At 69.9% G+C, this 12,056-nt stretch carries 15 protein-coding genes; 11 read left to right on the top strand and 4 right to left on the bottom strand.

The genetic code is table 11. The annotated features are described in order from the left end of the window. Positions 1-3: 3 nt before the first annotated feature. Both D3869_RS14525 and D3869_RS14520 read left to right on the top strand, forming a co-directional pair. Positions 4-609, top strand: a complete 606-nt coding sequence (locus tag D3869_RS14525; RefSeq protein WP_137140734.1) for a glutathione S-transferase N-terminal domain-containing protein — start codon at positions 4-6, stop codon at positions 607-609. A 26-nt stretch (positions 610-635) separates the two neighbouring features. Continuing rightward, positions 636-1,064, top strand: a complete 429-nt coding sequence (locus D3869_RS14520) for a cupin domain-containing protein (protein WP_137140733.1) — start codon at positions 636-638, stop codon at positions 1,062-1,064. Positions 1,065-1,146: 82 nt separating this feature from the next. Here the strand turns inward: D3869_RS14520 and dcd are convergent, their stop codons facing one another. Next, positions 1,147-1,731 (bottom strand): dCTP deaminase, encoded by a 585-nt coding sequence (gene dcd, locus D3869_RS14515; protein ID WP_014197327.1) that lies wholly within the window; start codon positions 1,729-1,731, stop codon positions 1,147-1,149. Positions 1,732-1,870: 139 nt separating this feature from the next. Between dcd and D3869_RS14510 the strand changes: the two genes are divergently transcribed. Then, positions 1,871-2,761 carry a hypothetical protein gene (locus D3869_RS14510; protein WP_137140732.1) on the top strand — a complete coding sequence of 297 codons (891 nt, stop codon included), beginning with the start codon at positions 1,871-1,873 and terminating at the stop codon, positions 2,759-2,761. A gap of 13 nt (positions 2,762-2,774) precedes the next feature. Here D3869_RS14510 and D3869_RS14505 read toward each other — a convergent pair whose 3' ends face one another. Next, on the bottom strand, positions 2,775-3,179 hold the full coding sequence (locus tag D3869_RS14505; RefSeq protein ID WP_137140731.1) for a four-helix bundle copper-binding protein: 405 nt from the start codon (positions 3,177-3,179) through the stop codon (positions 2,775-2,777). 162 nt (positions 3,180-3,341) lie between these two features. On the opposite strand from D3869_RS14505, the gene D3869_RS14500 reads away from it, so the two are divergent. Continuing rightward, entirely contained in the window at positions 3,342-4,091 is a 750-nt protein-coding gene (locus D3869_RS14500) for a sulfite exporter TauE/SafE family protein (protein WP_137140730.1), read from the top strand. On the opposite strand, the gene D3869_RS14495 is transcribed toward D3869_RS14500, so the two are convergent. Next, positions 4,081-5,121: an SDR family oxidoreductase gene (locus D3869_RS14495; RefSeq protein ID WP_137140729.1), complete on the bottom strand. Its 1,041-nt coding sequence runs from the start codon at positions 5,119-5,121 to the stop codon at positions 4,081-4,083. The two genes, D3869_RS14500 and D3869_RS14495, sit on opposite strands and share 11 nt — an antisense overlap. 189 nt (positions 5,122-5,310) lie before the next feature. Between D3869_RS14495 and D3869_RS14490 the strand changes: the two genes are divergently transcribed. Genes D3869_RS14490 through D3869_RS14480 form a run of 3 tightly spaced genes read left to right on the top strand, consistent with a single transcriptional unit; the run spans position 5,311 to position 7,172 of the window. Further along, the gene (locus D3869_RS14490; protein ID WP_137140728.1) at positions 5,311-5,547 is read left to right on the top strand and encodes a sulfurtransferase TusA family protein; all 237 of its coding nucleotides are present in this window, start codon (positions 5,311-5,313) and stop codon (positions 5,545-5,547) included. Between the two features lie 48 nt (positions 5,548-5,595). Further along, positions 5,596-6,834: a DUF2478 domain-containing protein gene (locus D3869_RS14485; RefSeq protein WP_137140727.1), complete on the top strand. Its 1,239-nt coding sequence runs from the start codon at positions 5,596-5,598 to the stop codon at positions 6,832-6,834. A gap of 11 nt (positions 6,835-6,845) precedes the next feature. Continuing rightward, a complete protein-coding gene (locus D3869_RS14480) occupies positions 6,846-7,172 on the top strand; it encodes a DUF1244 domain-containing protein (protein WP_014197334.1) in 327 nt (108 codons plus the stop codon). A gap of 90 nt (positions 7,173-7,262) precedes the next feature. Here the strand turns inward: D3869_RS14480 and D3869_RS14475 are convergent, their stop codons facing one another. Further along, positions 7,263-8,513: a molybdopterin molybdotransferase MoeA gene (locus tag D3869_RS14475; protein WP_137140726.1), complete on the bottom strand. Its 1,251-nt coding sequence runs from the start codon at positions 8,511-8,513 to the stop codon at positions 7,263-7,265. A 401-nt stretch (positions 8,514-8,914) separates the two neighbouring features. Here D3869_RS14475 and D3869_RS14470 point away from each other — a divergent pair, with 401 nt between their 5' ends. From D3869_RS14470 to D3869_RS14455, 4 genes are all read left to right on the top strand, one after another. Then, the gene (locus D3869_RS14470; RefSeq protein ID WP_137140725.1) at positions 8,915-9,589 is read left to right on the top strand and encodes an amino acid ABC transporter permease; all 675 of its coding nucleotides are present in this window, start codon (positions 8,915-8,917) and stop codon (positions 9,587-9,589) included. A gap of 14 nt (positions 9,590-9,603) precedes the next feature. After that, the gene (locus D3869_RS14465; protein ID WP_137140724.1) at positions 9,604-10,257 is read left to right on the top strand and encodes an amino acid ABC transporter permease; all 654 of its coding nucleotides are present in this window, start codon (positions 9,604-9,606) and stop codon (positions 10,255-10,257) included. 35 nt (positions 10,258-10,292) lie between these two features. Further along, on the top strand, positions 10,293-11,093 hold the full coding sequence (locus D3869_RS14460; RefSeq protein WP_137140723.1) for a transporter substrate-binding domain-containing protein: 801 nt from the start codon (positions 10,293-10,295) through the stop codon (positions 11,091-11,093). Positions 11,094-11,259: 166 nt separating this feature from the next. Next, complete coding sequence (locus tag D3869_RS14455; protein ID WP_137140722.1) at positions 11,260-12,048, top strand: amino acid ABC transporter ATP-binding protein; 789 nt, start codon at positions 11,260-11,262, stop codon at positions 12,046-12,048. Positions 12,049-12,056: the final 8 nt, after the last annotated feature.

Below are 12,056 nucleotides of genomic sequence, written 5' to 3'. Positions count from 1 at the left end.
TTCATGAAGCTTCGCTGGAGCCCGACCTCGCCCTACGTCCGCAAGGTCGCGATGGTCCTCATCGAATGCGGGCTGGACTCGACGGTCGAGAAGCAGGCGACCAACGCCTGGGCGCCCGACACCGACCTGCCGGCGGACAACCCGCTGGGCAAGGTGCCGGCCCTGATCCTGGACGACGGCTCGGCGCTCTACGACAGCCCGGTGATCGCCGAGTATCTGGACTCGCTGCACGACGGCCCGCGCCTGTTCCCGGCCGCCGGCCCAGCGCGCTGGACGGCGCTGCGCCAGCAGGCCCTGGCCGACGGCATCTGCGACGCCGCCATCCTGCGCCGCCTGGAGCTTCAGCGACCGGACGGCGAGCGCTCCGAAACCTGGGCGGACCGCCAGCGCCGCGCCGTGGCCCGCGCGCTCGACGTGCTGGAGGCGGAGGCGCCGGCCCTCGATGGCACGCTGACCATCGGCACGCTGTCCATCCTGGTGGCGCTCGGCTACCTCGACTTCCGCTTCGGGCACGAGAACTGGCGGGCGGGGCGTCCGGAGCTGGCGGCGTGGTTCGCCTCGGCCTCCGACCTCGACAGCTTCCGCCACACCGCGCCGCCGCCGGCGTGACGGCCGGCGCAAGGGAGGGCAACGCCATGGAGGCCCTGACGCCCGAGCGCATCATCGCGACGCTGGGCATGCAGCCCCACCCGGAAGGCGGCCACTATGTGGAAACCTTCCGGGACGCCCCGCCGGGCGGCGGGCGCGGGGTCAAGACCGGCATCCATTACCTGCTTCAGGCGGGCGAGCGCTCCCATTGGCACCGGGTGGACGCGGTCGAGATGTGGCACTGGCACGCCGGCGGACCGCTGGAGCTGTCCATCTCCGCCGACGGGCGGTCGGTGGAGCGGCTGGTGCTGGGGATGGACCTCGCGGGCGGCCAGCGCCCGCAGGGGGTCGTTCCGGCGCACGCGTGGCAGGCGGCGCGGCCGGTGGCGGGCTGGGTTCTGGTCGGCTGCACCGTCTCCCCCGCCTTCGAGTTCGCCGGTTTCGAAATGGCGCCGGAGGGGTGGGAGCCCGGGTAAGGATCCGCCCGCCTCACGCCGCATATAAAAAGCGCCCCGGAAGCGGGGCGCCTTTTCAACGTCGGTCTTCGGAGACCAGCCCTCAGGGCTGTTCCAGGTTGATCCGGCTGGGCAGCGGGTCGAGCTGGTCGCGGTACTTGGCGTCCGGGCGCGCGGCGTAGGGCTTGGAGGTCGGCGACATCAGCGTCTCGAAGCTGAGGGCGCAGATCCGCATGCCCGGGCGCAGCGCCAGCGGCAGCCGTCCGCAGTTGAAGAATTCCAGGGTGATGCGGCCGTTCCAGCCGGGATCGATGGTGTGCGCGGTGGCGTGCACCATCAGCCCGAGGCGGGCGAGGCTGCTGCGGCCGTCCAGGCGGCCGGCGATGTCGTTGGGCAGGCCGATGCGCTGCACGGTGATGCCGAGCACCAGCTCCCCCGGATGCAGGAAGAACGGCTCGCCGACGGGAACCTCGACGCGGTCCATCAGCTTGTCGGGAACCTGGCTGGGATGGCCCTCGGGCGGGGCGAGGTCGACAAAGGCCGCCTTCCCCGGCGGGAAGACCTGGAAGGCGTTCCCGAGCTGGAGGTCGACCGACATCGCGCCGATCTGGCTCTCCGCCGGCAACGGGTCGATCTCGATGCGTCCTTCGGCGAGGTATCGGCGAATATCGACGTCTGACAGCTTCATTCCTTCCGAACCTCCTGGCGAACCCGCAAACGGCGCGGCTCCGGTCGCTTCCCTGGCGCACTCTATAGCCGGATCGACGCCTCTCGACAACACAATCACCAGTCCCTTAGATGGGGCCGCTTTGCAAAGGGGAATGGGAATGGCGGTATCCTCGATCGACGCGTCGGCAACGGAGCATGGGGCATCAGACCACGAGGCCGTGTTGCGGCATCTGTCCGTCATCCTGGGCGATGTCCCGCCCGTGGACGCCCGCCCCGATGCGGTTTCGCTGTTCCGGACCCGCGTCGCCGAACACGGCGAACGGGTCCGTGCCCTTCGGGACTCCGTGTCGCCGCTGTTCGTCGTGAACGGCGATCTCACCGCCTACGCCACCGGCGGCGGGATGCTGCCGGAACTCATCCTGGTCGGCGACAATCCCGGGCGCCGGGAATTCGAGCAGTCCGTCTATCTCTGCGTCCAGGGGCGCGCCGGGGCGATGGCGCACAGCTTCTTCGACGGCATCTTCGGCGCGGGCTCCTTCCGCAGCAAGGTGATGGTGCTGAACAAAAGCTCCTTCCACACGCCGCGCACGGTGGGGCTGACCGAGGCGATGCGCGGCGATCCGGCGCTCGCCGAGGCCATCCGGCGCGACCAGGAGGAGAACGCCCGCCTGATCGCCGACTCGGTGGCCCTGCTCGGCGTTCCGGTCGTCACCATCGGCATGGAAAGCGGCGGGACGACCTTCCAGAGCTTCCGCAAGACGCTGGAGTCGCGTTACCGGACCCACGGCAACCCGCCGGCGGTCTTCCAGGGAAAGCGCCTCGCTGGCCCCTTCCGCAAGGTGCCGCACTTCTCATTGTCGAAAATCTTCTGCCGCAACGCCGATGCCGCCTGGAACGCCGCGCTGGACGGTTTCCTGGCCCGCCACGCGGCGGTTCCCGGCCTGCGGACGGACAACGGCAACGTCTCGTCCAAGCTGCTGCTGGGACTGGGGGACGGCGCGCTGCTGGCCGATTACCTGGACAGGGTGATCCTCGGCAACGGCGGCTGACCCTCGGCCTGCCTCAATGACTCAGGGTCTGCAGGGCCTTGCGGCAGGCGTCCTCGCAGGCCCGGCAGGCCTCGGCGCAGATGCGGCAGTGCTGGTGCATGCCGGCGTGGCCCTCGCACTCCTCGGCGCACAGGCGGCAGGCGGTGGCGCAGGCGTCGAGCATGGCGCGGATCACCGCCTCGTTGGAGCCGCTGCGCCGGGTGGCGACGGAGCCGGTCGCCGTGCAGACGTCGGCGCAATCCATGTTCAGGCGGATGCATTGGACCAGCTCCGCCACCTGATCCTCGCCCAGGCAGGCGTCGGCGCAGGTGGTGCAGGTCTGCGCGCAATCGTAACAGGCCTCGATGCAGCGGATGAGCGCGTCGTTGGTGTTTCCGCGGACCTGCGGGTGCGTGCTGATCATGTCGCGGGCGTGCATGGGCAGCCTCCAAAGGACGGGGGTGAGGGGGAATTGGGCGTCGGTGCCCTCCCCCGCCAACAGCGCCGCGCCGCCATGGTTCGGAAATTCTCCGCCCTTTCCCTGGCCCCGCCCACGCGCCCCGGTTTACAAGCGACCGGCACGGCTTGAGGGGAAACGCGGGTGGTCAACGAGACGGTCGGTCTGACGGCGCTGATCCTGGCCGTCGCCACGCTGTACGCCGCGGTCGGGCAGGCCGGAGCCTCCGGCTATCTGGCGGTCATGGGCATCGTCGGGCTCGACCCGGCGACGATGAAGCCGACGGCGCTCGCCCTCAACCTCCTGGTGGCGGGCATCGGCACGGTGCGATTCGCGCGCGCCGGGCTGTTCGACTGGCGCGCCTTCTACCCGTTCGGCGTGCTGGGGATGCCCTTCTCGTTCCTCGGCGGCACGATGCATCTGCCGCCGCATCTCTACTACCCGCTGGTCGGGGCGATCCTCCTCCTGGCGGCGCTGGAGCTGGCGCGCTCCACCTGGGCGGCGCGCGGAACGCCGGAACGGGCGGCCGCAGCCATGCCGCCCTTCCTGCCGGCGCTCGCCGCCGGGGCCGCGGTGGGCTTCCTGTCCGGGATGACCGGCACCGGCGGCGGCATCTTCCTGGCGCCGCTGATCCTGCTGATGGGCTGGGTCGAGACGCGCCGCGCCGCCGCCGTGTCGGCCGCCTACAATCTGCTGAACTCGGCGGCGGCGCTGGCCGGGACCTGGACGACGGCCACCACCCTGCCGGCCGCCCTGCCCTGGTGGCTGGCCGCCGCCGGGGTGGGCGGTGCGGTCGGCGCCTGGCTGGGCAGCCGCCACCTGCCGACCGCGGCGCTGCGCTACCTGCTGGCGGCGATCCTCGCCTTGTCCGGCCTCAAGATGCTCACGGCCTGACCCTGGCGCTCTCCCACGCCCGCCGCTCCCAGACATGGGCGGGCAAACGGCTCATCAGGCCGATGGGCAGCAAAAACAGCGCGACGTTGGTCCAGCACAAGGCGCGGCGTCCGCCGCCTCGCTCCTGCGGCGCCTGCGCGGCGGCGCGTTCCATCCAGCCGCCGCTCGCCTCCCGGTAATCCGGCATGGCCTCCAAAACGCCGCCGGAGGTGTCGCGGGCCGGGCGGTTGTCGAACATGTCGCGGTCCATCCGGTGGGCCAGCATCCGGTCGGCCAGCGCCGGCGCCACCGCGTGCGGCAGGGCGGCGGAGCGTCCCGCGGCGCCGACGAACAGCTCCGGCTTGGGGTTTTCGGCCAAGCGCAGGATGGCGTCGGCCACCTCTTCCGGCGGGCGCAGCGGATTCATCGCCTTGACGGCACGGCCGGTGTAGTTCGCGCCGTGCTGCCACAGCGGCGTGTCGATGGGGCCGGGCAGCACGGTGCAGACCTGGATGCCGGGATCCTCCACCAGCTCCTGCCGCAGCGTCTCGGAGAAGCCGCGCACCGCGAACTTGCTGGCGGCGTAGGCGGCGGCGTAGCGCTGCCCGATGATCGAGGCCAGCGAGGCGACGTTGATGACCGTGCCCTCCCCGCGCTCCAGGAAATGCGGCAGCACGGCGCGGCAGCCGTTGGCGGTGCCGAAGAAGTTGGTGCGCATCACCTCCTCGAACACGTCCTGCGGAGTCTCCTCGAAGCGCCCGAAGGCGATGACGCCGGCGTTGTTCACCCAGACGTCGATCCCGCCGAACACCTCGATGGCGCGCTCGGCCAGCCGGTTCATCTGCTCCTGGTCGCGCACATCGGTGGGCACGACCATCGCCCGCCCCCCGGCCTCGATGCAGTCCTCCGCGACCTCGTGCAAAGCGGCATGGCGCCGCGCCGCCAGGACCACCGCGGCGCCGTGGCGCGCGAACTCCAGGGCGGTCGCCCGCCCGATCCCGCTGGACGCCCCGGTGATGACCACCACCTTGTCGAAATGCCGACCGGCCATAAGCGTTGCTCCCGCATTGTTCGTTCGAATCCGCTTCCCTGGCTAACATCCCAGCCCGGCAAAGGTGCCCTGGGCCTCCGGACCGCCAAACTGTCCGGAACGCCGAATCTATGGGAACGGTGGAGACGGCGGCGCGAACCCGCTACAGTCGCGGCGTCCGGTGCCCATGCAGAAGAAGAGGTTACGTCCGTGTCGGCCAAGGAACTCGACGTGAAGGGGCTGCATTGCCCGCTGCCCATCCTGCGGACGCGCGCCCTGCTGGACAAGATGGCCGAGGGGGAGGAGGTGATCGTCTACGCCACCGACCCGGCGTCGATCATCGACTTCAAGCATTTCTGCAACACGACCGACAATGTGCTGCTGGCGCACGAGACGCGCGGCGAGGTGTTCGTGTACCACATCCGCCGCGGCGCCTCCGCCGCGTGATGCCCGTTCTTGCCCTGGCCGTCGTCCATCCCTGAAGGAGCCCGCCCCATGCCGACCCTGCGCCCTGCGGTTCCGCCCCCGCTGCGTCCCGGCGCGGTGGTCCATGGCCCCGGCTCCGCCGCCGTGGACGCCATGATCGACCGCTTCGTGATGGAATTGCAGCGGCGCGGCTTCCGCGTCGGGGGCGTGATCCAGCGCAACACCGGCGCGCCCGGCGACTGCGCCGACCTGATGGAGCTGGTGGACGTCGCCACCGGCCAGGCCTACGACATCTCCCAGCATCTGGGCCGCCAGTCGCAGTCCTGCCGCGTCGACCCCCAGGGGGTGGCCGAGGCCAGCCAGGCGCTGCGCCGCGCCATCGCGGAGCGCGCCGACCTGCTGGTGGTCAACAAGTTCGCCGGCCTGGAGGCGCACGGTGAGGGGCTGGCGGACGAGCTGCTGGCCGGCATCGCCGAGGGCATCCCGGTGCTGACCAGCGTCGGCAGCCGCTTCCTCAACGAGTGGCAGAGCTTCACCGGCGGCTTTAGCGCGCTGATCTCGCCGGACGAGGACGCGCTGTGGCGCTGGTGGGGGGCGCACCGGCTCTACGACGACCTGCTGCACGGGGTGGAGGACGCCGAGGTCCGCGCCATCACCATCGGCGCCAAATGGATCATGGTGGAGACGGACGGCGCCCGGGGGCCCGGCATCGGGCTGGCCGCCCGCCCGCAGTCGGCGCCGCCGCCCGATCCGGCGCGCTGGGTCGGCGTCGGCCTCGCCGGGCTGGCCGCCCACGCCGCCCGCTCCTGGGACCCGCAGGAGGCCGCGGTCGGCATGGCCGCGCTGAACGCCCACTACAACCGTCCGGACCTGACCGGCTCCTCGGCCAACGGGCTGGACCTGTTCGCCGGGATGGAGGGGCGCGTCGTCGTCTTCGGGTCCTTCCCGCAGATTGCCCGGCGCCTGCCCAACGCCCATGTGGTCGAAATGAACCCCAGCGACGGGGAGTATCCGGAAGCCGCCGGGGAGTGGCTGCTGCCGGGCGCGGAGGGGGCGGCGATCACCGCCTCCACCCTGACCAACCGCAGCCTGCCCCGTCTGCTGTCGGTGGCGCAGGGAACCCGCGTCGCCCTGATCGGGCCGGGGACGCCGCTGAGTCCGCGGCTGTTCCGCTACGGCATCGCCGCGCTGGCCGGCTTCGTGGTGGAGGACCGCGACGCCGTGGCCGAGGCGATCCTGGCCGGCGGTTCGTCGCAGAGCTTCCACCGCCATGGCCGCTTCGTCACGCTGCACAACGAACAGAACTGAGAGGGATTGGAATGGACGAGAAGACCCGCACCGAGTTGGAAGCCGCCGCGTTCCGCGGTCTGGTCGCGCATCTCCAGAAGCGCACCGACGTGCAGAACATCGACCTGATGAATCTGGCCGGCTTCTGCCGCAACTGCCTGTCCAAATGGTACGCCGCCGCGGCCAAGGAGCGGAACGTGCCGCTGACCGACGAGGAGGCCCGCATCGCCGTCTATGGCATGCCCTATTCGGAATGGAAGGCGAAGCACCAGAAGGAAGCGACCCCGGAGCAGCAGAAGACCTTCGAGGACACCAAGCCCCTGCACGCCGAGATCAGCGGCCACATGCCCAAGAAGTAAGGGCTCTCCCCCTCTCCCGTCCCCCGGGAGAGGGCCGGGAGAGGGCCGGGAGAGGGCCGGGAGAGGGCCGGGAGAGGGATCGTCCGGCGCTCAGGCGAACAGGCCGGTGAAGGGCAGGAACTCCACCATGTCCCCCTCGCGGATCGTGGTGGCGTCCGCCGGCATATCGACCAGCCCGTCGGCCTCGACCATCGAGGTCAGGACACCGGAGCTGTCGCTGGGGAACTTGTGGGCAACCGGGCGGCCATCGGGTCCGGTCGCCAGACGGGCGCGCAGGAACTCCCGCCGCCCCGGCTTCTTCCTGAACTCGAAGCCGGCGACGACGAGGCAGCGCGGGGTCGGCGCGCTCTCCGCCCCCGACAGGCGCAGCACCAGCGGACGGCCCACCAGCATGAAGGTCACCATGGCCGAGACCGGGTTGCCGGGCAGGCCGAGGAACGGCGTGGTGCCGATGCGCCCAAGCGCCAGCGGCTTGCCCGGCTTCAGCGCGAGCTTCCACAGGTCGACGGAGCCAAGCTCGCCGACCACCCTCTTCACATGGTCCTCCTCGCCCACCGAGGCGCCGCCGGAGGTGACGACGAGGTCGGCGGTCGCCGCGGCGTCGGCCAGGGCGGCGCGGGTCACGTCCGGCTTGTCCGGCAGGATGCCGAGGTCGCGCACATCCGCCCCCAGCGCGTCGAGCTGGGCGGCCAGCGTGTAGCGGTTGGCGTCGTAGATGGTGCCCTCCGGCTTGTCCGTCCCCGGCTCGCGCAGTTCGTCGCCGGTGGAGAACAGGACGACGCGCAGGCGCTGGCGCACCGACAGGCTCGACCGCCCGACCGCGGCGGCCAAGCCGATCTCCTGGGCGCGCAGCCGCAGGCCGGGGGTCAGCACGACGGACCCCGCCGTCATGTCCTCCCCGGCGTCGCGGATGTTGGCGCCGCGCTCAAGGGTAGCCGGCACCAGCACCGCACCGTCTTCCGCCCGGCAGTCCTCCTGCATGGCCACGGTGTCCACACCCACCGGAATCGGCGCGCCCGTGAAGATGCGCACCGCCTCGCCCGGCCCGACCACACCGGGGAAGACGGAGCCGGCGGGCACACGCCCCACCACGGCCAGCCGCCGGGCTTCACCCGTCCCGGCACCGTCCGCCGTGCCGAATCCCCAGCCGTCCATCGCCGAGACGGCGACCGGCGGCACGTTCACCGTCGCCGTCACCGGTTCCGCCAGGATGCGGCCGAGCGCCGCGCGCAGCGGCACCTCCTCGGGCTCCGTCACCGCGCCGTAGGTCCGCTGCACGCGGGCCAGCGCCTCGTCCAGCGGAATGGGGGCGGCGGGGCCGGGGCCGGCGAAGCAGTCCATGCGACAATCCTTCTCCCTTGGGGGCCGCCCCCAGGGAGCGGCACCGCGTCATATCACCCCGGATAGTCCGGTGCGCGGTTCTCTTCCACCTTGATCATCGTCAAGACGCGGCGCGGCGCAAGCGTCCGTTCGTGGACACACCATCGCGGTTTCATATCACCACGGGGAATTCGCGGCATGATTGTTGGTTACACGAATTAATTTTCGCAGCGCTGCGTTTTCCGTCTTGCGCATTTGGATCGATCCAAATAGGCTCGCCCCAACATCCGGCGCCGGAGGCATCGCCAGGGAGGCACCGCCACGGCCCGCCGGAGGACGAGAGGCCGACAACGAGAATCCCGCACAAGGGACCGTTCACCGGACGCGCGCAGCGCCCCGGTCCGGATGCGGAGGGAAAGCCCGTGAACTACACCTTCGATTTCAAGGCGGTCGTCGATTCCTGGGACTACCTGCTCCAGGGCGCTTGGCTGACCGTTCAGTTGTCGATCGGGGCCATGATTCTCGGCCTGATCGTCGCCATCCTCTGCGCGCTCGGCAAGACGTCCGGGCCGAAGCCCATTCGCTGGGTGATCAACGCCTACATCGAGGTGGTGCGCAACACGCCCTTCCTGGTGCAGATCTTCCTGATCTTCTTCGGCCTGCCGACCATGGGCATCCGCCTGTCGCCCGACCTCGCCGCGCTGATCGCCATGGTGGTCAATGTCGGCGCCTACGCGACCGAGATCATCCGGGCCGGCATCGAATCGATCCAAAAAGGCCAGATCGAGGCCGGGCTGGCGCTGGGGCTGAAGCCGTTGCAGGTCTTCCGCTACATCGTCATCAAGCCGGCGCTGCGCACCGTCTACCCCGCGCTGACCAGCCAGTTCATCCTGCTGATGCTCAGCTCCAGCGTGGTCTCGGCGATCTCGGCGGACGAGCTGACCTCGGTCGCCAACAACATCCAGTCGCAGACCTTCCGCAGCTTCGAGATCTACATCGTGGTCACCGGCATCTATCTGGCGCTGGCGATGATGTTCTCCGCGCTGTTCGCCGGCATCTACAAGCTGGCCTTCGCCTACGACACCGACCGGCGCTGAGGGAGGGCCGAGCCATGATCCGCGCCTTCAGTTACAACGAGTTCCTCTTCCTTCTCAGCGCCGTGCAGTGGACGCTGGCGCTGTCGGCCATCGCCTTCGTCGGCGGGGCCACGGTCGGGCTGGTCATCGCGCTGGCCCGCACATCGGACATCAAGGCGGTGCGGCTGGCCGCCACCGGCTACATCCAGCTGTTCCAGGGCACGCCGCTGCTGATGCAGCTCTTCCTGGTCTTCTTCGGCGCCACGGTGATGGGGCTCGACCTCAACCCCTGGGCCGCCGCCGCGCTGGGCCTGACGCTGAACGCCAGCGCCTTCCTCGGCGAGATCTGGCGCGGCTGCATCCAGGCGGTGCCGCGCGGCCAGTGGGAGGCCGCCTCGGCGCTCGGCCTGCGCTATCCGGGGCTGATGCGCTACGTGATCCTGCCGCAGGCGGTGAAGGTCGCGGTGCCGCCGACGGTGGGCTTCCTCGTGCAACTCATCAAGAGCACGTCGCTGGCCGCCATCATCGGCTTCACCGAGCTGACCCGCGCCGGGCAGATCGTCAACAACGCCACCTTCCAGCCCTTCCTGGTGTTCGGGATCGTGGCGGTGCTCTACTTCCTGATGTGCTGGCCGCTGTCGCTGCTCAGCGCCCGCCTGGAGCGGCGCTACGCCCTGGCCACCCGCTGACACCCCCTTTCATAAGAACCGTGAGGAAACCCCCAATGAGCCTGTCGATCACCCGCCGCCTCGCCGTCGCCGGCGCCATGATGGCCGCAGCCGTCGCCCTGGCCGCTCCCGCCGCCGCCCAGACCGTCGACGAGATCAAGTCGAAGGGCAAGCTGACCATCGGCATGCTCGTGGACTTCCCGCCCTTCGGCATCACCACCGCCGACGGCAAGCCGGACGGCTACGACGCCGACGTCGCCAATCTGCTGGGCAAGCACATGGGCGTCCCGGTGGAGATCGTCCCGGTCACCGGCCCGAACCGCATCCCCTACCTGCTGACCAACAAGGTCGACCTGCTGGTCGCCTCGCTGGGCATCACCCCGGCCCGCGCCGAGCAGGTGCAGTTCTCCGAGCCCTACGCCGCCATCGAGATCGGTCTGGTCGCCCCGGCCAACACCAAGATCAAGGAGGCCGCGGAGCTGTCGGGCAAGCGCGTCGGCGTCGCCCGCGCCAGCACCCAGGACAACGCCCTGACCGCCGTCGCCCCGAAGGACGCGCGCATCATGCGCTTCGACGACGACGCCAGCGCCGTGCAGGCCATGCTGTCCGGTCAGGTGGACGCGCTGGGCCTCAGCAACGTGGTCACCAAGGAGATCAAGAAGCTGGCCCCGCAGGCCAACTACGAGATGAAGTTCGTGCTGAACCGTCAGGTCCAGGGCATCGCCATGCGCAAGGGCCAGGACGCCCTGCTGAAGTGGGTCAACGAGTTCATCGAGACCGCGAAGGCGAACGGCGAGCTGAACGAGGTCCACAAGAAGTGGCTGGGCACCGACCTGCCCCCGCTCACCAAGTCGTAAGTTCTTGATCCCCTCTCCCGCCCCGGGAGAGGGTGCCCGCGAAGCGGGCGGGTGAGGGTAAAGCCGAGAGCGCTGTGTCTTGCCGGCACCCTCACCCTTCCCACGCTTCGCATGGGTCCCTTCCCTCTCCCGGGGCGGGAGAGGGCCAATTTTGGAGGAGTCCCCCATGGCCTCGGCTTACGATACCACGGACGTCCCCGCGCCGCGGCCGGTCAGCGGCGAGGTCGTCATCCGGATGGCCGGCGTCCAGAAATGGTACGACAGCTTCCATGTGCTGAAGAACATCGAGCTGGAGGTCCACAAGGGCGAGCGGATCGTCATCTGCGGCCCCTCGGGCTCCGGCAAGTCCACGCTGATCCGCTGCATCAACCAGCTCGAGAAGCATCAGAAGGGCACGATCACCGTCAACGGCGTCACCATCGACGCCCACCACCGCCACCTCGATCAGGTGCGGCGCGACGTCGGCATGGTGTTCCAGCAGTTCAACCTGTTCCCGCACCTGACCGTGGTCGAGAACTGCATGCTGGCGCCCATGCGGGTGCGCGGCACCTCCAAGCAGGAGGCGCGCGACATCGCCATGAAGTATCTGGCCCGCGTGCGCATCCCGGAGCAGGCGGACAAGTACCCGGGCCAGCTCTCCGGCGGTCAGCAGCAGCGCGTCGCCATCGCGCGGTCGCTGTGCATGAACCCCAAGGTCATGCTGTTCGACGAGCCGACCTCGGCGCTCGACCCCGAGATGGTCAAGGAGGTTCTCGACACCATGATCGGGCTGGCCGAGGACGGCATGACCATGCTGTGCGTCACGCACGAGATGGGCTTCGCCAAGTCGGTCGCCGACCGCGTCATCTTCATGGACCGCGGCGAGATCGTCGAGCAGGCCACCCCCGCCGAGTTCTTCACCAATCCGAAGTCCGAGCGGACCCGCAACTTCCTCGGCCAGATCCTCACCCACTGAGTCTTCCC

Origin of the sequence: Azospirillum brasilense (assembly GCF_005222205.1) — a bacterium.
Taxonomy (GTDB): domain Bacteria; phylum Pseudomonadota; class Alphaproteobacteria; order Azospirillales; family Azospirillaceae; genus Azospirillum; species Azospirillum brasilense_G.
Note: the sequence above shows the minus strand (reverse complement) of the source record. Positions and strands in the feature narration are given on the sequence as shown.